This window comes from Flavobacterium filum DSM 17961, from assembly GCF_000425465.1.
Taxonomy (GTDB): Bacteria; Bacteroidota; Bacteroidia; order Flavobacteriales; family Flavobacteriaceae; genus Flavobacterium; species Flavobacterium filum.
The window spans coordinates 1-21,843 of the sequence record NZ_AUDM01000026.1; the positions used below are offsets into that span (position 1 = coordinate 1).

At 36.7% G+C, this 21,843-nt stretch carries 16 protein-coding genes; 8 read left to right on the forward strand and 8 right to left on the reverse strand.

Going from position 1 to position 21,843, the window contains the following annotated elements:
• Positions 1-229 (reverse strand): transposase (locus tag H601_RS0112320; protein WP_026711326.1); only part of this gene is annotated, 229 nt, incomplete at its 3' end.
• A 215-nt stretch (positions 230-444) separates the two neighbouring features.
• Here H601_RS0112320 and H601_RS0112325 point away from each other — a divergent pair.
• From H601_RS0112325 to H601_RS0112340, 4 genes are all read left to right on the forward strand, one after another.
• On the forward strand, positions 445-789 hold the full coding sequence (locus tag H601_RS0112325; RefSeq protein ID WP_026711795.1) for a type II toxin-antitoxin system RelE/ParE family toxin: 345 nt from the start codon (positions 445-447) through the stop codon (positions 787-789).
• Positions 790-794: 5 nt separating this feature from the next.
• Positions 795-1,118, forward strand: coding sequence for a helix-turn-helix domain-containing protein (locus H601_RS0112330; RefSeq protein ID WP_026711796.1), 324 nt, complete (start codon positions 795-797; stop codon positions 1,116-1,118).
• A gap of 258 nt (positions 1,119-1,376) precedes the next feature.
• Positions 1,377-2,900, forward strand: a complete 1,524-nt coding sequence (locus tag H601_RS0112335; protein WP_026711797.1) for an ArnT family glycosyltransferase — start codon at positions 1,377-1,379, stop codon at positions 2,898-2,900.
• Positions 2,901-3,044: 144 nt separating this feature from the next.
• The gene (locus H601_RS0112340; protein WP_026711798.1) at positions 3,045-3,407 is read left to right on the forward strand and encodes an iron chaperone; all 363 of its coding nucleotides are present in this window, start codon (positions 3,045-3,047) and stop codon (positions 3,405-3,407) included.
• A 149-nt stretch (positions 3,408-3,556) separates the two neighbouring features.
• On the opposite strand, the gene H601_RS15725 is transcribed toward H601_RS0112340, so the two are convergent.
• Complete coding sequence (locus tag H601_RS15725) at positions 3,557-4,927, reverse strand: metal-dependent hydrolase family protein (protein ID WP_084139983.1); 1,371 nt, start codon at positions 4,925-4,927, stop codon at positions 3,557-3,559.
• A 391-nt stretch (positions 4,928-5,318) separates the two neighbouring features.
• Between H601_RS15725 and H601_RS0112350 the strand changes: the two genes are divergently transcribed.
• Together H601_RS0112350 and H601_RS15730 are read left to right on the forward strand one after the other, a co-directional pair.
• Positions 5,319-5,858, forward strand: coding sequence for a DUF2975 domain-containing protein (locus H601_RS0112350; protein WP_026711799.1), 540 nt, complete (start codon positions 5,319-5,321; stop codon positions 5,856-5,858).
• Positions 5,859-5,861: 3 nt separating this feature from the next.
• Positions 5,862-6,065 carry a helix-turn-helix domain-containing protein gene (locus H601_RS15730; protein WP_035655957.1) on the forward strand — a complete coding sequence of 68 codons (204 nt, stop codon included), beginning with the start codon at positions 5,862-5,864 and terminating at the stop codon, positions 6,063-6,065.
• A 76-nt stretch (positions 6,066-6,141) separates the two neighbouring features.
• On the opposite strand, the gene H601_RS0112360 is transcribed toward H601_RS15730, so the two are convergent.
• The gene (locus H601_RS0112360; protein WP_281170586.1) at positions 6,142-6,579 is read right to left on the reverse strand and encodes a TerB family tellurite resistance protein; all 438 of its coding nucleotides are present in this window, start codon (positions 6,577-6,579) and stop codon (positions 6,142-6,144) included.
• 14 nt (positions 6,580-6,593) lie between these two features.
• Here H601_RS0112360 and H601_RS0112365 point away from each other — a divergent pair, with 14 nt between their 5' ends.
• Together H601_RS0112365 and H601_RS0112370 are read left to right on the forward strand one after the other, a co-directional pair.
• Positions 6,594-7,385 carry an alpha/beta hydrolase gene (locus H601_RS0112365; protein WP_026711801.1) on the forward strand — a complete coding sequence of 264 codons (792 nt, stop codon included), beginning with the start codon at positions 6,594-6,596 and terminating at the stop codon, positions 7,383-7,385.
• Between the two features lie 206 nt (positions 7,386-7,591).
• Positions 7,592-8,014 (forward strand): DUF1456 family protein, encoded by a 423-nt coding sequence (locus H601_RS0112370; protein ID WP_026711802.1) that lies wholly within the window; start codon positions 7,592-7,594, stop codon positions 8,012-8,014.
• 54 nt (positions 8,015-8,068) lie between these two features.
• On the opposite strand, the gene H601_RS0112375 is transcribed toward H601_RS0112370, so the two are convergent.
• The 5 genes from H601_RS0112375 to H601_RS16700 all read right to left on the reverse strand — a co-directional run.
• Positions 8,069-11,788: a beta strand repeat-containing protein gene (locus tag H601_RS0112375; protein WP_026711803.1), complete on the reverse strand. Its 3,720-nt coding sequence runs from the start codon at positions 11,786-11,788 to the stop codon at positions 8,069-8,071.
• A 356-nt stretch (positions 11,789-12,144) separates the two neighbouring features.
• Positions 12,145-16,926 carry a beta strand repeat-containing protein gene (locus tag H601_RS0112380; protein ID WP_026711804.1) on the reverse strand — a complete coding sequence of 1,594 codons (4,782 nt, stop codon included), beginning with the start codon at positions 16,924-16,926 and terminating at the stop codon, positions 12,145-12,147.
• 187 nt (positions 16,927-17,113) lie between these two features.
• Positions 17,114-20,116 (reverse strand): beta strand repeat-containing protein, encoded by a 3,003-nt coding sequence (locus H601_RS0112385; protein ID WP_026711805.1) that lies wholly within the window; start codon positions 20,114-20,116, stop codon positions 17,114-17,116.
• Between the two features lie 279 nt (positions 20,117-20,395).
• Positions 20,396-21,589, reverse strand: coding sequence for an ADP-forming succinate--CoA ligase subunit beta (gene sucC, locus H601_RS0112390; protein WP_026711806.1), 1,194 nt, complete (start codon positions 21,587-21,589; stop codon positions 20,396-20,398).
• A 7-nt stretch (positions 21,590-21,596) separates the two neighbouring features.
• On the reverse strand, positions 21,597-21,843 hold a 247-nt coding region (locus H601_RS16700), incomplete at its 5' end, for a hypothetical protein (RefSeq protein WP_211223554.1).

Sequence of the window (21,843 nt, forward strand, 5' to 3'; positions counted from 1 at the left end):
AACTGCGAATGCCATTGATGTAGCCGTATAAATAGATTTTTAAAAATACGCGAGTATCAAAACTTGGTCGACCTTCTGATTTTAAAACTCTTGGCGTAAATCCTAATTTTTCTAAATCGATACTACCTACAAAAGCGTCAATAAATCGAACAGGATTGTCAGCTGATATAGTATCTTCTAAACTCGATACTTGTAACTGGTTACGGGAAATTCCTTGTATATATTGCATCACTAAATATACATAATTTACGTTTTTCTTACAAGTTTTTCGTTATATTTGTTAAAAAGATTGTGGAGGTTTTTTCACAGTCTGACGTTGTGCGTCAGCATTTAACAACGGTACTGAAAAACAAATCCTTACATAAAATGACTTGACAAATCAAATTTTATTGAAAAACAATTGTTTCCTAATTGGGAAATTTGTATTTTTGACAAAAATTATGAATGAAGCCAAACTTTGACATAGAATTATTGCCCGAAGCCATTGAGTTTTTAGAAAACCTTGACGATAAATCAAGAGAAAAAATTTATTACAATATTAAAAAAGCTCAATTTGTAAACGACAATGAATTGTTCAAAAAGTTAAACGACTTCATTTGGGAATTTAGGACTTTGTACAATGGAAAAGTATTCCGACTTTTTTCATTTTGGGACAAATCAGATGGTAAAGAAACTTTGGTGGTGGCGACACACGGAATTTTAAAGAAAACTCAGAAAACGCCAACAAAAGAAATTAAAAAAGCGGAAGAAATTAGAAAACAATATTTAGAATACAAGACAAAAAAATAAATAATATGGCAACCAATAAATTTAAAACCGTTTCGCTTGACACAATGATTGACAAACACATTGGAAAGCGTGGAACAAAAAAGCGAGAAGCATTTGAAAATGAGTTGAGAATTGACTTGTTAGGACAAGCCATAAAACAAGCTCGACAAGAACGAAATATGACACAAGAAGAATTAGGAGAACTTGTAGGTGTTCAAAAAGCTCAAATTTCAAAAATTGAAAACAGTGTGAAAAATGCAAGATTTGAAACTATTATGAAAGTTTTTGAAGCTTTGGGTGCGAAAGTGAACTTTAATGTTGAACTGAATAACAAAAAGTTAGCGTACTAAAAACTATGCCGAACGCACAATCGAGTAGACTGCCCCACTAGAAACTAGCAGGGAGAGCCTCTCACACCACTGAGCATACGGGTCACGTACTCGGCGGTTCGCAAAGAGATGGGTTGAGTTGAATGTAGATTTCCGTATCTTCTAATTTCTTTTTATCACTTAAAACCAATATATTTACGTGATAATGAATTGAAATCAGTTCGGATAGAGGTTTTTAGACGAACTGAGGCTAGCGGTAATTTTAACAGACCCTTTTCAATGACAAAAAAAACGACCATTTTAATAAGTTTCATTGGACTTAAATTCTTGCTGCAATTTTTACTATTAAGTAGTGAGTATGACTTGCAGCGAGACGAATATTTGCATCTTGACCAAGCAAATCATTTGGATTGGGGTTATCTTTCGGTTCCACCCTTCACTTCTTGGACATCTTATATTATACAATTACTAGGCAATTCAGTTTTTTGGATTAAATTCTTCCCTGCCTTGTATGGGGCGTTGACAATTTATATCGTTTGGAAAGCCATCGAAGAATTAAATGGAAATCTGTTTGCGTTGATCTTAGGTGCAACTTGTGTTTTATTTTCTGCTCTTTTGCGATTGAATATTTTGTATCAACCCAATTCTTTTGACGTACTAAGTTGGACTGTTTTATATTTTATATTGCTAAAATATATCAAAACAAATCATTTAAAGTGGCTATATATAGGAGCAATAGCATTTGCAATAGGTTTTTTAAATAAGTATAATATTGTTTTTCTTTTAATTGGACTTGTACCTTCATTATTGATTTCAGAGTATAGAAAAATATTTTTAAAACCCGCTTTATACTTTGCTATTTTGGTAGGTTTGATTTTAATCTTGCCTAATCTTGTTTGGCAATACAACAATAATTTTCCAATCTTTCATCATTTAAAAGAATTGGCAGAAACACAATTAGTAAATGTTAATAGATTTGATTTTTTGAAAAATCAGTTGTTCTTTTTTATAGGTTCACTAATCATAATCTTTGCTTCATTTTATGCTTTGCTTTTTTACAAGCCTTTCTACAAGTATAGACTATTCTTTTACTCTATCCTCTTTACTTTAATAGCTTTTATTTATTTTAAGGCAAAAGACTATTATGCCATTGGGATTTACCCAATTTACATTGCTTTTGGTTCTGTTTATATGGCAGAAATGCTAAAAGACGGTTGGAAAAAATATTTGCAACCCGTTGCAATTGCAGTTCCCTTACTAATATTTATTCCAATTTATAATGTTGCGTTTCCTAATAAAAGCCCAGAATACATTGTTCAACATTCAGAAAAGTATAAAAAATTAGGTTTACTGCGTTGGGAAGACGGCAAAGACCATTTATTACCGCAAGATTTTGCTGATATGCTGGGTTGGAAAGAATTAGCCTTGAAAGTTGATAGCCTATATACAAAACTACCAAATAAAGAAAAAACACTAATTCTATGCGACAACTATGGACAAGCAGGAGCAATAAATTATTATACACGACAAAATATAAGGGCTGTTTCATTCAATGCTGATTATATAGAATGGATTGACCTTACCAAAAACTATGTGAACTTAATCAGAATTAAAGAAGTAACTGAAACTTATGCTGAACTTAAAGAAACAGCACCTTTTTTTGAAAATTCATCTATTGCAGGTTCCGTAACCAACAAATATTCAAGAGAATTTGGAACTTCTATTTTTGTATTTATTGGTTCAAAAATTGACATTAATAAAAGAATTAAAGTTGAAATTGCTGATATAAAAAATTATCGCTAACAGCCAAACCGCCATTGCCGGATTTTCTTGGCTTCTACTCTATTTTTCTATCTTAGCTGACTGTTTGCAGTTCGCTGACTTCTCAACAGTCGATTAGTTGCAAAACGTAACCTTAATTACATCTAACACTAATCCCAAAATAAAATGAATACCAATATCAAATCTGTAGACGAATATATTGCTACCTTTCCAAAATCAATTCAGTTGACTTTGAGTACAATTCGAAAAGTAGTTCTTGAAAACGCACCAAACGCTGTAGAAAGTATTTCTTATGGAATGCCGGCCTATAAAACGCACGGAAAGCCGTTGGTGTATTTCGCTGCGTTTAAAAAACATATTGGATTTTATGCCACACCCACCGGCCATGCTGAATTTAGTAAAGAACTCTCAAAGTATAAACAAGGAAAAGGTTCGGTACAGTTTCCGTTGGATCAAGTTCCGTATGAATTGATAGCAAAGATGGTTGACTTTCGAGTGAAAGAAAATGATATAAAAGCAACCAGATGAACAATTATTAAATCAGCATCAATTTTTTAATCGTTCGTCAACATAATTCTTAGATAAGGTTTTTACGTTTATTTTGAAAAAAACTATTTATTTATTGTTTATCTCTCCAGATAACTAATAAAAAAACATACTATTATTTCAAATTATCTTTACTTCCCGTCAACAGCAAATTTGTTTTTCACCAATTGTCCGTCTTTCATAATGACCCAGAAATTATTTTCCGGTTGAGCAATTAAATCAATGTCTTCCAACGGATTACCGTCCACTAATAGTAAGTCGGCTAAAGCCCCTACTTCAATCACTCCAATTTTTCCTTTATATGGACTTCTATTGCCGGAAAGAGCTAGTAAACGTCCATTATCGTAGGTTGCCATCTTCAGAATTTCATACGGAGTAAACCATTTTTTAAGTTTCAAAAGATATTGATTTCGTTCCTCATTCAACCAAGGCTCAAATAGGAAGTCGGTACCCCACGCCAATTGTACTTTCATTTTTTTAGCCAATGGCCATAAGGTTTCTTGTCCATCAATCACCGGTTTGCGTTTTTCTCTTCGCAAGGGATCCATGTCCGGAGTATCACTCACCAAGTTTTGAGTACTCAGCCAAACTTTATTTTTTTTAATGAGTCGCATGGTTTTCTCGTCTAACAATTGACCATGTTCGATGCATTTTACGCCTGCTTTAATAGCTCTTTCAATTGCTCGTGGTGTGTAAGCATGAACGGTTACATACGTTCCCCAATCTTCTGCACTTTCTACGGCGGCTCTCATTTCATCAAAAGTATATTGGGTAACATCAACAGGATCATAGGCAGATGAGGTACCCCCGCCTGCCATGAGTTTAATTTGACTGGCTCCAAAGCGTAAATTCTCACGCACTGCTGTTAGCACCTCATCACGTCCGTCTGCTATAAAAGTGGCACCAAAATTTTCCGCTCTTGAAATGGGTCCAAAAAACCGTCGTGAACGCTCTTCCGGTGAACGTAAATCACCATGACCCGCAGTTTGACTGATCATTGCACCTGAAGGCCAAATTCGAGGCCCTTTTGCCACACCATTGTCTATCGCTTTTTTCAGGTCAAAAATGGGTCCGCCCACATCACGAACCGATGTAAAACCTTGTAGTACCATTTTCTCTGATTCCACAAATACTTTTTTATACAAATCTTCGGGCTTAACATCAGGCATCATCATATCTCGCATGGTTAATGAACCAAATACCATGTGAACGTGTACATCAATTAATCCCGGAATTAGTGTTTTACCGGTACCATCAATCACTTTTGTTTTGGGTGTGACATTAATTGGAGTAGCCGAAATTACTGCGATTTGATTTCCTTTTATGAGTACGTGTTGATTGGCCAATACTTTGTTTGTTGACCCATTAAACACCGCAACGTTTTGAAATACAACTGCTTCGTAAGCTTCTTGTGTCCAAACTTGTACTGTTGCCAGTAGAAAAAATACCGAGGACAAAAAAAACTTACCCAAATAGAATTGGTGAGTGAAGAACTGTCTCATATTAAAGATAATTAACAATTAAAAATGCATTTCATTTGAATATATAGTGAATCAATCCCATTGATAACAAATAGTCAATGTCTATTCTCAAATTTAGTTATATTTTTTAAACTTACGATTTCTTTTTCCTAAAAACAAATTTGCCATTTGTGTAAGCAAATGATTAAAGAATACATTTTGCTTTACTTACATTTCATATAAGTTGTAAAAAATAATTCATTCTGACTATCACTTTGAGATTTTCAATAAGCAAAATAAATTAGAACTTAAAAAAGTATTTCAAAAAAAATAATTTTGAATCTTTCTATTCATTTAATGAAATAAAATACATTTTTATTGTTTATCAATAAATATTTATTATTTTTGGAGTGTAATTTTAAATTAAACACTCATGTCAAAAACTAACAATTTCGTATTTTGGAGCCTATATACAGTCGCATGGCTCATTTTTGTAGGTTTATCAATTGAAACCGGAGGATTATTAATCAATTTCATTTTTAGTATTTTTAAGCCGGAACTTGTTCAAAATTTATATCAAAAATTAGACATGATGTCTATTTTGAAAAAAAGTGAGATTATCTTTTTCGGGCTGTATGGCTTTATATTAACAATTGCTCTTCTTAAAACTCTTTTGTTTTACATTATCATTGTACTGATGCATAAAATGGATATGCAAAAGCCATTTAACACTTTTGTATCCAAACAAATTTTAAAAGTCAGTTATCTCACTTTATCCATTGGCTTTATTGGATATATTGCCGGAAAAATCACGTCAAGTTTGCACTATCATCATGGATTTTCAACAGCACATCTCGACCAATTTTGGAATGACAGTCAAGCCTTTATTTTAATGGGAGCTGTAGTCTATATAATTGCCATTATTTTTAAAAAAGGGGTTCAACTTCAAACGGAAAACGAATTAACCATCTAAGCTATGCCGATTATCATCAACCTAGACGTAATGATGGCAAAACGAAAAATGTCATTAAACGAACTGTCCGAAAAAGTAGATTTGACCCTTTCTAATTTGTCTATTCTAAAAACCGGTAAAGCCAAAGCCATTCGGTTTAGCACCCTAGAAGCCATTTGCAAGGCATTGGATTGCCAGCCCGGTGATATTTTGGAATATAGAGAGTAATGTGTCAATTAGACAATGTGCCAATTGGGCAATGTGTCAATTGGGCAGTTGGGTGATTGGGTGATTGGACTTTTAGTTAATTATGTTGTTCTTGAAAAATGCCTAGTAAAACATCACCTTCCAGCATACGGGTGGGTGATTTTTCCAATTCGGTTAATACTCTTTTGATGGAAAACGGATTTAAACCTAATTTCAAGCCTAATTGATACATAAACTCATGTTCGCGTTCATGGTGATGGTTGTCACAATGCGAAAGCAAAGCCAAACGATAAAAATGCTCAATGCGTTTAAACTCTGATTTAAAAACTAAGAGTTCGTTTGGAATCGAAAATAATTCTTCAAAATCGGCATCGCGAACCTTAAGTTCTTCTGCCACCATTTTGATAAATTCATATTCCCGTTCATGTAATTGCCCATCTACTTTTGACAATTCAATCATGTCTCCAATCAAACTTAATTTTTCTTTATACGTAATCATGTATCCAAATTTTTTGGCTAATTTAGTTTTTTCAATTTAGTTAACAAAAAATGAAGTTTTTTTTTACCTTACTTTTCTTATTCGGACTACTCCTTTTTGTGCAACAGCTGTTTGCTCAACAGCGATGTACAACTTTTGATATAGAAGCACCTTCCCTTCAAACAACAAAAAAAATTTGGGTCTATTTGCCTTTGAACTATGATACATCCACCAAAAAATACCCGGTACTCTACATGCATGATGCACAAAATTTGTTTGATGCCAAAACTTCCTATGCCGGCGAATGGAATGTGGATGAAACCTTAGACAGTTTAAAAGCTAATGTGATAGTAATTGGTATTGAACATGGCAATGCAAAACGTTTGGAAGAATTGACTCCATACGCACATGAAAAACATGGCGGCGGAAAAGCAGATGCCTATTTGGATTTTATCATCAACACCTTAAAACCCCATGTTGATAAAACGTACCGAACTAAAACTAATGCCAAACACACCACTATTTTTGGTAGTTCATTAGGCGGATTGATTTCCTATTATGCTATCCTAAAACATCCGGAAACCTTTGGAAAAGCAGGTATCTTCTCCCCTTCTTTTTGGTTTACTGAAGATATTTATACTTTAGCGGAAAAGACGGAAAAAATCAACGCAAAACTCTATTTCATGTGTGGCGATAGCGAAAGTGAAGATATGGTCACTGATTTTACCAAAATGACGACTTTGGTTGAAAAACGAATCTGCAAAAAATCAAACCTGCAACAAGTCATCATCAAAGGTGGTAAACACAATGAAAAATTATGGCGAGAACATTTTGGGGAAGCAGTGAAATGGTTGTTGGAATAGTTTTCGGTTGTTGGTTGTCTGTTATCTGTTGTATGTTAATGAAAAAAAAAAAATACATTTCATTGGTTTAACTCTTATCTTTGTATCTTAAAATAAAAAACTCAGTAACTCAGTAACTCAGTAACTCAGTAACTCAGTAACTCAGTAACTCAGTAACTCAGTAACTCAGTAACTCAGTAACTCAGCAACTCAGCAACTCAAAAAACATGAACAACAACGATATCATCAAAAAACTCCGTGTAGCCCTTCAACTTCGCGATGACCAAATTGTAGAAATTTTGCAATTGGTTGATTTTCGTATTTCGAAAGCGGAATTAGGAGCATTTTTTCGTAATGCTGACCATCCTAATTATATGGAATGTGGCGATCAGGTGTTACGCAATTTTTTAAACGGATTGGTCATTCACCTAAGAGGAACAAAAGAAAGCCCAAAAAACCCAATGGACGTTATCAAAAGCCATAAAGCCAATCCATCCCAACCAACAGAACAAAAACCAAAACAAAATACGCCACCAAAAAAAGGTAATGCACCAAAAAAACCTTTTCAAGCTTCAACTTCAAAACCGAAAATCAAGAAAAGTGATGTGGTAGAAAAAGTAAAATACAAAAACGGTAAGTTGAAGAAATAAAAAAAATGTCCTCCGAAAACAGAGGACATTTTTTATTGTTATCAGTAAGGCAGATTACAAAGCAATCTTTCTGGTTAACCACTCCCCTTCTGCTGTTTTCACTTGCACAATCAATACTTGATTGGCCACTGCACTTAAATCAGCCGTGAAAGTAGCATCATTTACATCCGTCGCAGCTTTTACCATACGACCACGCATATCAAATATTTTAACTTCTGAAATGGTTGTATTTTGAACCGCTACATGCATATTTTTTTCTTGTGTATACACTACAACATTCGAAGAAAGAACAGGATTTTCAACAGACAACGTAGATTGATAAATCAATTCAAAACGCTCATTAAATACACCTGTAGCCGTTGTAAATGAGTAGCTTCCGTCTTTTAAATTGTGTTCAGCTCCGGTAACATTATCTCTTACATATACATTTTGATCGTTGGCAAACAAACCATCAAAAGCATGCAAAGCGATTTCATACGTACCGGCACTATTAGTTTTGAAGGCTAATGGAACTACATCAGTTGCTTCAAAAGTAGCTCTTTGTTGTACCGCTAATAAGGTTCCTTCAACAATTGACGTTAAAGCTAAGGCACTATCATTGATGTAATTTCCGTCTAAACCGCTATCTAAACCGTTTGTAGCGTCTTCTCTGTAACCAACGGCCATACTTCCTACCACTGTATTGTTATTTTTCAATTGCAACCAAACACGTGAAGCAGCTGAATCTTGTGCATTTCTATAAAAAACTCCTGTTCCTGTTGCTCTTTGATCGTTGTTGAACTGTAAGTTATTTGCAGCAGTTGCTTTTACAATAAACCCTTGACCCGGTTGAATGTTATCTACAGCGTGAGGTCCATCACTAAATGTACCACCAATATAGGTAACATAAGCCGAACCGGCCGCACTGTTTGTTTTTCTCCAGAAAAATAAATCACCATCTATCACACTGCTGTTATCATTGATAAACGTTTCAATGCTAATTGGAGACGGATATGGATTACCCACCGCATTATAACCACCACCCGCAGTTGAAAGTGCAATGGTCAAATCACCACTGTTTGGTTTCCCAATAAAGTTACCTTCCCAAACGGTTGGTGAAGTTGGATGATTATCCGGCATTCTGATTAAATATCCTTTTCCTGTTGCAAAACTGTTCGTACTTGGCACAATTGCTGCATACGCATCTGTTGTTGTATTATAAGTATAAAAACGATTGGCAACTGTTAACGGTGAAAAAGCCAATAAATTTTGGTTTTCAACCGGTGAAGACCATAAACCGTAATCCAAACGCATTAAGGCTTGGCTTTCTTGTTTTACGGTAATATCTCCACTGTTTGGGTTACCAGATCCTTCTTGCATTAAATAGGCTTCGTTTTCTAAGGTAAATGAGCTACCTGTTACAACAGTTAACCCTCCGCTTAACGTTACCACATCACCACTTGAAATCACCACAACAGCATCGTTGTTTACGGTTAAAGAACAAGCAATTACATTACCTGATGAAGTATAATCATAAGCAATAACAGCAGCAGTTGTAGCATCCGGAGCACCATTGTTCCAACTTCCACCCGAAGCGGAGGTCCAAGTAGTTGATTTACCGTATTCAAAAACAACATCAGCAGTGTTTACACAGTTACCATTGGTTAACGTCCAAGTTAAAGTATATATTCCGTTTCCTCCGGCCGGTGTAAAAGTAGCCGTTGGACTATTGACATTTGAAAATTGAGCAGTTGAATTACTTGGTCCACTTACCGACCAAGCACCTGAACCATAGGTTGGCGAATTACCCTCCAACACAACAGCCGTTGGCGTACAAAAATTTTGACCACTACCTACAGTGGCAGATTGCGTACAATTGCTTCCTAATGTAAATTGATTAGCACCTGTTAAAGTTGTAAAAGCAGTTGTATTGGTATAATCAGGAGATGTCACAGCATGACTGGTCGTTGTTCCAGATTCACGTTTTAGCATTACTACAGTACCGGTAACGGTATCACCTACTCCATCTAAAGTAACTCTATAACCAATTGAAGAACCACCGGTTTGACTAATTTCCCAATAACGGCTATTGTTTAAATTAACTGATGAAGGTAATGTACCCGGTAAAGCGGCTTCAAATTGCTCAATTCCCACCGTACTTGTTCCTGTTAACGCAGTGTATTGATAGGTAACCGGTTTATAAACGCCCCCTTTACCAATTGGATAGGTAAAGCTAGTAGCAGAATTAAATACTTTATTCAAACGACCGTTTACATAGCGAGAAGCGTTTGCTCCGCTGATAGAACCACTAAGTGGAATTGTCAATGCAAAACTTCCTGTTGTAGCAATACCATCTGTAAATTCTAACGTAGAAGTTGTAAAATCTTGATTCAATGTTACTCCAGCAGAACGATTAATGGTCATTGTTCCTGTAATCGTATTGGCTGTTGATAACGTAAATACACCTGTAGCAGCTCCTCTAAATTCATAACTCGCTCCGGAGTTATAAGTCGCATTTACATTTGTTGTATTCACAGAACCTTGAACTCCCGTAGCATTTGCTGTAATCATTTTTGCTCCGGAACTTATTGTAAAATCTCCATTGGTTTGTACTAAACCACCACCATCTACAACAAAAGTACCGCAGTTGATGGTACCACCTGAATTCACCGTAATGTTTCCTCTCCAAGGAGCATTATTATTTCGGCTTAATATGATGTTACTGCCCATCACTAAAGTTCTGGTATTGTTTACCGTAAAGTTAGTGTAAGTCACATTACTTGGAGTTGAAAAAGTAACGGTTTGTGGAGTACTACCAGTCAACACAAAAGTACCGTTTACTACACCAGTATTACCGGTAGAAGTATCTAATATTGCTGAACCTGAAACAGTTATATTACCTGCAACATTCATAGTTGTAGTCGTTGTACTACTTGCCCAATCAATTACACCACCGGAATTGATAAAATTACCGCCAACTGTGATGGTACGAGCAGGGCTAGCATTATTCAAATTAAGTGTTTGTCCATTGGTAGAAGAAACCGTAAAGTTTCCATTAATGGTTGTAAGTCCACCCGAAGCACCTGCTAAATTATTAATTGCAGCGGATTGGCCTGTACAATTCCAAGTAAAATTACCAAAAGTTTGGCCTAAACCGGCAGATGGAATAGTACCGGTTATACCCGTTACTAAACAAGTAGAAGTAGCATTCCATGTAGCGGTTGGTATTGGACCACCATTTCTTGCATGTTGATACGTTCCTCCCGCAGCAATGGTTAAATTAGCTGCTGTAGATGTAATGGTACCCCCCGTACTTATTAATGTTCCATTTACAGTTGTTGAACTATTGGTTGCATTATATACTGAACCATCACCAACATTAGTAGCTGTTAACGTACCGTCAATCGTCATGGTTTCATTGGCTCCGGTAAAGGCGAGCGTCATTGAACGCGTACCTGATCCTGTTGAACCTCTTAATTCTAATGAAGAACCTGAATCAATGGAGCTACCAACATTATCAATGGTTATCGTACGTCCACCTCCTGAAGATGTAAAAGAAACCGTAACATTACCTGTGATGGTTAATCGATTTATAGTGCTATTGACATCAACATTAATATTTCGGGTTGTGTTGATAATAACATTATCTCCTGCTCCTGGAGCTCCACTTGGCGACCAGTTTCCGGCAGTATTCCATGCACCATTATTGGCACCTATCCAAGTTTTTTGTGCAACTGCAGTATTTACACTTATTGCAAAAACGATTAACATTAAAAATTGTAAAAATTTATTCATCTTATTTATAGATTAGTTGAACTCAAATAAAAAAAAACTAAAATGGTTATTTTAGATTCCATAGTAGATTAAAACATTAGCAAATGTAGTTTTGAAAACATACACTTACAAATTTATTATCGATAAAATACACATTTCATCGATAAAATGCAATAATTAACAATATTTTTAGGTTATGTATTACAAATATGCGTTTAAAATAAATTGTAATATTACCTAAAATACAACAAAATAGGTTGGGAAATGTGTTTTGGGAAATGTGGTATTGGGTGCAAACGTACAAAAAATATTTTTAGTAGTAAACAAAAAAGCCCGTCAAAAAAAATGACAGGCTTTTGAAATACATTATAAAAGGTTTAATGCACTACTTTCTTCGTGATTAATTGACCATTCGTTGATTTGATTTGAACAATCAATACTTGACTGGCAACACCTGATAAATCTAATGAAGCAACAGATGTATTCACTTCTTCTTGAGCCGCTACTTTTCTACCTCTGATATCAAATACGGTTAAAGAAGAAATTGTTTCATTTCCAGCATTGATTTCAAGAGCATTGTTTTTTGAGAATACTACTACGTTATTGAATGTTGGATTTTCAACCGACAACGTAGATTGATATACCAATTCAAAACGCGTATTGAATATTCCGCTATCCGTTGTAAATACATATTCACCTGTTTTCAAGTTGTGTTCTGCTCCGGTTACGTTGTCTTTTACATAAACAGCTTGTTCTTCGTTTTCAAATAAACCATCAAACGCTTGTAATGCGATGGTATATGAACCTGCTACATTTGTTTTGAATGTTAAAGGCACAACATCTGTTGGTTCAAAAGCAGCTCTGTGTTGAACGGCTAATGTAGCATTTTCTACTATTGAGTTCAAAGCAACCGCACTATCATTAATGTATGCTGCATCTAAATCAACATCTATACCGTTTGTAGCATCTTCTCTGTACCCTACTGCCATATTGCCAATGACTTCATTGTTTGATTTTAAATGTAACCAAACACGTGAAGCAGTTGCATCCTCTGCATTTCTATAAAACACGCCGTTTCCGGTAGTTCTTTGTGCATTGTTAAATTGTAAATCAGCTGCATTGGTAGCTTGTACAATAAAACCTTGACCCGGTTGAATGGTATTGAAAGCATGAGGTCCATCACTGAACGTTCCTCCGATATAGGAAACATAAGCAGAACCTGAAGCATTATTTGTTTTTCTCCAGAAGTATAAATTACCATTGATTACTCCGTTATTGTTAGCAATAAACGTAGCAATACTGATTGGAGAAGGATATGGATTACCCACCGCATTGAAACCAGTTCCGGTGGTTGAAAGTTCAATTGTTAGATCACCACTGTTTGGTTTACCCACAAAGTTCCCAACCCAAGCGGTAGGAGACGTTGGATGATTATCCGGCATACGGATTAAATATCCTTTTCCGGTTGTAAAGCCATTGGTGCTAGGTGTGATGGCACTATAGGCATCCGTTGTTGTATTATACGTATAAAAACGATTAGCCATTGTTAGAGGTGAGAAGGCCAATAAATTTTGGTTTTCAACTGGCGACGACCATAATCCGTAATCTAGACGCATCAAATCTTGGCTGTTTCTTTTTACGGTAATATCACCAGCGTTTTGATTGGTTGTTCCGCCTTGTAATAGAACAGCATTGCTTTCCAAAACAAATGAACTACCGGTTTCAACCGTAATTCCTCCAAATAGAGAAACAACATTACCAGCCGGTATCGAAACTACCGCACCATTATTCACAACTAAAGCACAAGCATCAATGTTTTCTGCTTCGGAATAGTTTGCGGAAATGATTGCTGTTACACCACTTGTTGGTACACCATTGTCCCAAGAAGGTGAAGGTGAACCTGACCATGTGGTTGTTCCTGTAGCAATAACCGCATTTCCATTCATGGTAACAGTTAAGCTACAAGCTGAATTGATGGCCACTACAGTATACGTTCCTAAGGCAGTTTGTGTACCAAATGAAAGAGCAGCACCTGTTCCTGCAACCGGTGAACCCACATCATTACCGTTTAATTTTAACTGATAACTGATACCGGTTTGAGAACCTGACAAGCCAACTAGCGTACCAGAACCACCCACACAAACTGTTCCTCCACCTGTTACATTGAAAGCGGTTGGTTGGAGACATGTAACATAACCAAATACTTTAACATCGTCTATTCTTAAATTTCCTGTACCTGTCGAACTTCTTGAACCATTTAGCCAGCCTTGAATTAAAAAAGGTATAGTTGTTAAATTATTAACCCCACTAACTGTTTGATTTATTGGAAGTAAAGCAGTATCAGGTGCATTTGCTGTATATGTTGAAATACCAGAAGCAATATTAAAAGAAATTGCAGATGGTCCGGCAGCAGTAGCTAATGAATTAAATTCAAAACTTGTTACTTCAATTACATATCCAGTATTAGCGGTTACAGTAAAATTAAAATTTTTAGCAGCTGCTTGGGTGGTTTCCCCCCATCCTCCAATACCTGCAATATATGGCTCATTCGGAAAGTTTGTTCCAGTAGTAACATTAGTCGTTATTGTGCCTGATGACAATGCCATATCAGAAACATTAACATTTACATTTTTTAAAGTATAGTTTATATAAGGAGATGTTGTAAAATCAAATTGAGCAATTACAGTAGGCAAGAGTACTATCACTATATTCCCACTCGTAATCTGATCAAAAGAACCCGAATTAGCGTGAAGTGTATAAGTAGAAGCTGCATCAAATTGAATAGTGCTGAATGTTGCTACACCATTTACTGCTTGAACAGTAAGTGTTCCACTGATGTTTCCGGTTCCGGAAGCTTGTGAAAGCGTGATATTTTGATTATAAAAGGTATCCACTGAATTATCAGGTCTTCTTGCTTCTACGGTAAAAGTCGTTAAATTCACTCCCACATTTCCTGAAGTTGGTACACCAACAAAAGCAATTTGATTGGCTACTGCTAATACAGTAATGGAACGCGTTACATCAGTAGCTGCATTGTAATTAGCATCTCCTGCTTGCGAAGCTGTAATATCAGCTGTTCCAACCCCTACAATGGTAATGGTATTTCCTGAAATGGTTGCAACTGCTGTATTTGAACTTTCGTAAGAAACCGTTAACCCTGAACTCGCTGTGGCTGTTAAAGCAAAAGGAGCTGTTCCAATCGGCACATTGGCTAATGTTCCAAATGTAATGGTTTGATTGGCCGGATTAATGGTAAATGTTATGGTTTGAGGAGCACTTGTACCTCCGTTATTTGTAGCTGTAAAATCAACATTAAATACACCGGTTTGTGTAGGTGTTCCTGAAATCACACCAGTAGTAGTATTTAAACTCAATCCATTTGGTAAAGTTCCACTACTGATGGCATACGAAGTAGGTGAAAAAGTTGCCACTAACGAATACGTAAAAGGAGCATTATATGTTCCGGTTGGTGAACCGGCAGAAATTACCGGAATAGCTTGATTCACGGTTAACACACCGCTGTCGTTATTCCAAATACCATTAGTTCCTCCGTAACGGAATTCTGTACTTCCTGTTTTTTGGTAACGTGAAGCATAATAATACGTTCCCGGAGCTAAACCGGTTGCAATATTTGCAAAATATTCATCATCATTTCCGGCATCACCTTGAAATGAAGCAGCTACCCACGTCCAACTTCCTGTATTAGGATTCGAATCTGTAGCACTATATCCAATCCAACCTGAAATTCCGGCACCTTGACCCGTATTATTAGTAATTCCAGGATCATATACTTTACTGAACACATTATAAACATCGCCTTGTGTGATAGTTCCTGATAAAGGATACTGTACATTACACCAGTTAACTAAATTTGAATTTACGGTAAGCGTTGCACTATCATTGTTCCAAACGCCACCTGTTCCACCATACGCATACGCACCTGAACCAATTTGATAACGGTAAGCATAAAAATACGAACCCGGCGTTATACCAGCTCCCAAAGAAGCTATAAATTCATCATTGTCACCCACATTGGTGTTGTATGAAGCAGGAATCCATGTCCAACTGCCTGAGTTAGGATTGGAATTGGTTGAACTATAACCCACCCAAGCATTTAAATTTGCTCCTTGACCGGCTGCTTCAGTTAAACCGGCTGCATATACTTGACCATACACACTAAATGTACTTCCTTCTGCAATGGTTTGTGATGTTGGAAATTGAAGATTACACCAGCTGATGGTGAAACCTGATAATGAACTTAATGTTCCAGAAACTAAAGCATTTGAATAATTGTATGCTAAATCTCTATGTATTACAGCATATTTATAAGACGTTCCAGATGCAACTGAATTATCTGTAAAAGATGTTGCACCAGATCCAACCGATACACTTATTACTGACCAATCGGTTGATACTACATTTGGACCACTTGTACCTCCAGCAACTGAATAAACACCTTGATCATTCATTACCGGCGTAGAAGCAGACAAATTTGTGGTTCTCAAAATAATTGTATTTTGAATACCGGTTGCTGAATCCGTACCATTTGTCCAACTAAAACCAATAGAATTACTTGTTATTGATCCACTTGTAAATGCAGATGCAGAAGTAGGTTTTGTTAAATCAGGAGTTGCAGTTGTAGAGGAATAAATAATAACATCATCAAAATATAATGAAGTTGAACCAGAAACTGAGCGAGAACTTACTCTACCTGAAAAATTTTGTGTTGTTCCAGAAGTATTTTGAGCAGAAGCATAAGTTAATCTAGTTAAAGTAGTCCCTATAGTAGCAATTGGTGTACTATTAGTTACTGTATTCAAAGTTCCACCCGCTGAAGCTCTAGCATTTGCATTACTTCCTATTGCCCAAGCAATTGTGATTCCATAATTATTATTTGGTACTGAAATAGTATTTGCATTTGTGTGAGCAACATTACTTCCAGTTGAAGAAGTTGTATGCAATAAAGAATTTGCACCAGTTCTCGCATTTGTTGTTGATGCTGAACCAGCAGTTGTCCAACCTGTTGTTCCATCTTCAAATCCTCCATTGGTTGGTGATTGTGAAAATGCTAAAAACGTCACCATCAACCCAAGAATGGCAACATACTTTTTAAACGTACTTTTACTTCCCGTAAAAGACGAACATGTAGAGTTAATCATAAATAAAAAATTTTAGTTTTTTTCGCTTTATTGGTTCAATGTGGTAAAAAGCGACGGCAAATATAACGTTAATATGTTACACTTGGTCGATAAACTAAAATTTTTATGTGAAGAAAATGTTATTTTATCTCATTCAAAATAAGGAAGATACGCTATGAAAGAAAACCCCCAAATTTGGGGGTTTCAGTTAGTTTATGACTATTTTTTTCAAAAGAGTTTGTCCGTTTTGTAAACCAATTTTTATCAATAGCAATTGTGGTGCATTTACGGTTAGAAACATGCTTTCTTGCATTTGAGTTAATCCGGTTTTGAAAAGTAATTGTTTACCGGTTACCTCCACTACTTCAATGCTTTGTAAAGGCGTGTTTAGAGATTGTACTTGCCAATTTCCGTTTTGTTGGAAAACAATTACGTCTTCTTTGTTGGCTTTCGGATTGTTTACCGATAAAGCTCCTTCTTCAAAAATCAATTCAAAACGCTCGTTAAATGTTCCGGCATTGCTCACAAATGAATAGGCTCCTTCCGCAAATGGATGCACTATATTCAATTGTTTATCGTTTAAAAACACTTGATAGTCAGTATCAAAAAGACCATCGTTTTGGGTCATATTAAATGTGAACGTTCCGTTTTGGGTGGTTTTAAATCCTAGCGGCACTACATCTGAAACGTCAAAAGGTAATGCTCTTGCTTGGATGATATACGGCTCAGTTTCTACAATCGTAAATAAGGCATCTTCACTATCGTTGATGTATTTTCCGTCTAAGGCTGCATCAATTCCATTGGTTGCTCCAGTCATGTAATTCACCAACACTTCGCCATAGAAACCATTCGGTCCTGTGGTTTGCACACGAATGCGGTTTTGTTCCGTTTCAGAAGCACTTCTAAAAAATTGATTGGCATTGTTTGCCACTCGCATGCCGTTATTGAAGACTAATGAAGTAGAAGTTGAACGAGCAATAAACCCTTGCCCTACTTGAATAACTCCATTTGGCACTTGAGCATTGCTGTCACTCGGACCCGTTCCGGCACCACCGGCAAGTGTGTAAGTGGCATATGCAGAACCTGAATCGCCATTTGTTTTTCTCCAAAAATAAAGGGCTTCCGTTAAATTATTATCGTTGATAAAATCATCTGCATCAATCGTTGACGGATATGGATTTCCAACTGCATTATACGTATTGTTCGTTACACTAATCGTAACATCCCCATTATTCGGTAAACCTGAAAATTGTCCGTTCCAAACCGTTGGCGAGGTCGGATGATTATCCGGCATACGAATCAAATACCCCACTCCTGTTGCAAAGTTGTTAGAAGAAGGAGTAATGGCATTGTATTGATTAGAAGAAGGATTGTAGGTATAAAAACGATTGGCCATGGTTAGCGGAGAAAAAGCCAATAAATTTTGAGCGGCCACCGGAGCACTCCACAACGTGTAATCTAAACGTTTCAAGGAAAAACTATCTCTGTTTACCGTAATCGCTCCGGAATTGTTGTTGGTCGTTCCACCTTGAATCAAATTAGCATTGTTTTGTAGCGTAACTGTACCACCTGAATTGATTAATTGGTCGGTTACGGTTAGATTTTGTCCGGAAGTTACCGATAAATCCACGCCTGATTGAACCGTTAAATCATTTGCAACCGCCACATTCCCACCTAAAACTTTATTTCCGCTACCGGATAAAATGATGTTTCCGTACTGAGCACTTCCGCTTAAGGTTGCTACCGTTTGATTGGTTCCACTATAATTGACCGTTGAAGAAGCATTAAAGGCATGTGAAGCATAATTGGTAGGTAAAGTATTCGTCCCTGCAATATTCAAAGTAGTGCTTGCTCCTAATGTCAATACTCCACCTGAGGTTGAACGATTGGCGGTAAATGTTCCTAAATCCAACGTACCGGCTGCAACATTCAAATCACCCGTAATCCCAATGTTCCCATTCGGTGTTTTAGTACCGGAACCGGAAACAATCAAGTTGGCATAATTGTTTGTCGTTGTGATGGTTTGACTACCGGCTGCGTTATATTCAATAGTTGAAGCTGACCCTAAGGTTAAGCTTAAATTGTTGCTTCGGATAGTAAAATCATTTGCACCGTATAATCCGTTTGAGCGTGACGTTCTCAATGTACCATTCACGGTAAAACTACCGGTTCCGCTATTGGAACTCATTTGCACATTATTGGCAATCAAAGTAGCTCCGTTGTTAATGGTGAAATTTCTAAAATCAATAAAATTTCCGGAAGAAAACAATTCTGTAGTCCCGGAAACTACTAAACTCATAGTATTTGATCCAAACTCACCAAACATAGTTCCACCAATGTTGCGTAAAGCACCACTGGTTCCACTCATAGTAATGGTTCTATTACCTCCATTTGCTCTAAAGCGTGAAAAAGGTGAAGCTATATCCAAACGATTTCTTACTTCGACATCTCTTTCGATGATTAAATCTTCCGTTCCCGAAGGAGCATTGATGGTCATATCCCAAATAGGTGAAGGTAAAGAAGAAGTATAACTGTAAACCGCTCTCGTTTCAAAAGCCATTTGATTCGCAGCAAACGGATTTGTCGTACCGGAATTGGTAGTATTCACCACCGCATAATAACCAAAAAATCTAGGATTAGAGATTGCTCCACTTGGGTTTAAATTAGCAGCCGGAACTTGGTGAAATATAAATCCGGGTGATACTCTACTGTTACAATACCCCAACCAATTTAAAGCCGATGGTCTTCCAGAACCGGTGATAACCGACCATGGAATACGACATTCTTTGTCTGCATTGCCATTTGTTCGGTCAGAAGTTCCAATTGTTACTGCTGTATTCCAGCCACCTGAACCGTTTGCGGTTTGGTATTGCAAATACGATTCTTCCCAGTAAATGGTAAAATCAGCTCTAAAGGGCAAAGTTGGCGTAATTCCCCAGTGGGATACTCCTGTTAGAGAACCATTAGAATTCGCTCCTCCGGAAACCGGCACAATAGGATTTACATCCAAATAAACAATGACCGGTTGATTGCCGGTTGTCGTTTTACGTAGGTAAAGATAGGTGTTATCCCATCCCATTGCCCAACCGTCAGATCCGGTTCCGTAACCTGAATCGATGCTTCCATCAATTGTGGGTGGACTGGAAAAAAATTGTCCGTATGAGTTAACGGATAACACAGCCAAAAGAAAAACAAGTAATTTTTTTGACATATCGTAGGGTTTTTAGTTTTTGTTTTATTTTAATTCATAAAAATACAACAAAGTTACCATTGAATAAACATAATTTAACTTTCGAAACAAACGAAAACGTTTTCGTGTTAATAAATTATTATTCTACAATTCACTTCACATCAATAAGTTAGTAAAAAAATCTTACTTCTTTTCTTTTGAACTCAAAACCACTAAAGATTTTTTACATCTTTATACCTTGGGACTAACCATAAAAAAATCCCGACGAATCGGGATTTTAAATTTATTTAGGATGTGTTGTTAAGACAACGCTGCTTTCACTTGGTCTGCTGCTTCTTGGAATTGTACGGCAGATAAAATTGGCATACCGGAATTATCAATTAATTCTTTTGCAATTTCAGCATTGGTTCCTTGTAAGCGAACGATGATGGGCACTTTAATCGCATCCCCCATGTTTTTGTAGGCATCTACTACCCCTTGAGCCACACGGTCGCAACGTACGATTCCACCAAAAATATTGATTAAAATCGCTTTTACGTTCGGGTCTTTTAAGATGATACGGAAAGCGGTTTCTACCCGTTTTGCATCGGCTGTTCCTCCTACGTCTAAGAAGTTAGCCGGCTCAAAACCTGCATATTTAATTAAATCCATGGTTGCCATCGCTAATCCGGCTCCGTTTACCATACAACCAACGGTACCGTCCAAATCAACGTAGTTTAAACCTACTTCTTTTGCTTCTACTTCAATTGGATTTTCTTCACGAATATCACGCATATCGGCAATTTTTGGCTGTCTGTATAACGCATTATCATCAATGTTTACTTTTGCATCAACCGCCATAATTTTATTATCCGACGTTTTCAAAACCGGATTGATTTCAAACATTGACGCATCGCAACCGATGTAGGCATTGTATAAACTATCCACAAATTTCACCATTTCTTTGAAGGCGTTTCCGGAAAGACCAAGATTGAAGGCAATTCTTCTGGCTTGGAAAGCTTGTAAGCCAACAGCAGGATCAATTTCTTCTGTAAAAATCAAGTGTGGGGTGTGTTCTGCCACTTCTTCAATGTCCATACCCCCTTCGGTAGAATACATGATCATGTTTCTTCCGGTGGCACGGTTTAACAAAACAGACATATAAAACTCAGATGTTTCACTTTCCCCAGGATAATATACATCTTCTGCAATCAACACTTTGTGTACTTTTTTACCTTCGGCAGAAGTTTGTGGTGTAATCAATTGCATCCCAATAATTTGCTCAGCTAATTCTTCTACTTGTTGTAAATTTTTAGCCAACTTCACTCCGCCACCTTTTCCTCTACCACCAGCGTGAATTTGAGCTTTGATTACGTGCCATCCGGTACCGGTTTCTGCGGTTAATTGTTTCGCTGCTGCTACTGCTTCTACAGGGCTATTGGCTACAATTCCACGTTGAATGCGTACGCCGTAACTGGCTAAAATTTCTTTTCCTTGGTATTCGTGAATGTTCATAGTAGTATTACGTTTGTCTGTTAAAAAGTGGCACAAAAATAGGAAAGAATTTCTGAAATGTTAGTATTTTTTTGGAATAAATTGTCAATTTGGTATATGTGGGAATGAGGTAATGTGGTAATGTGTCAATTCGGCAATGTGTCAATTTGCTATCTTCGTTCAGGGAGTAGTGGTAAACATCATAATTGGTGTAATTGGAACGCGGATGTGGCGGATGGAATGGATTTGAACGGTTTTTATTTTTGGATTCGCTT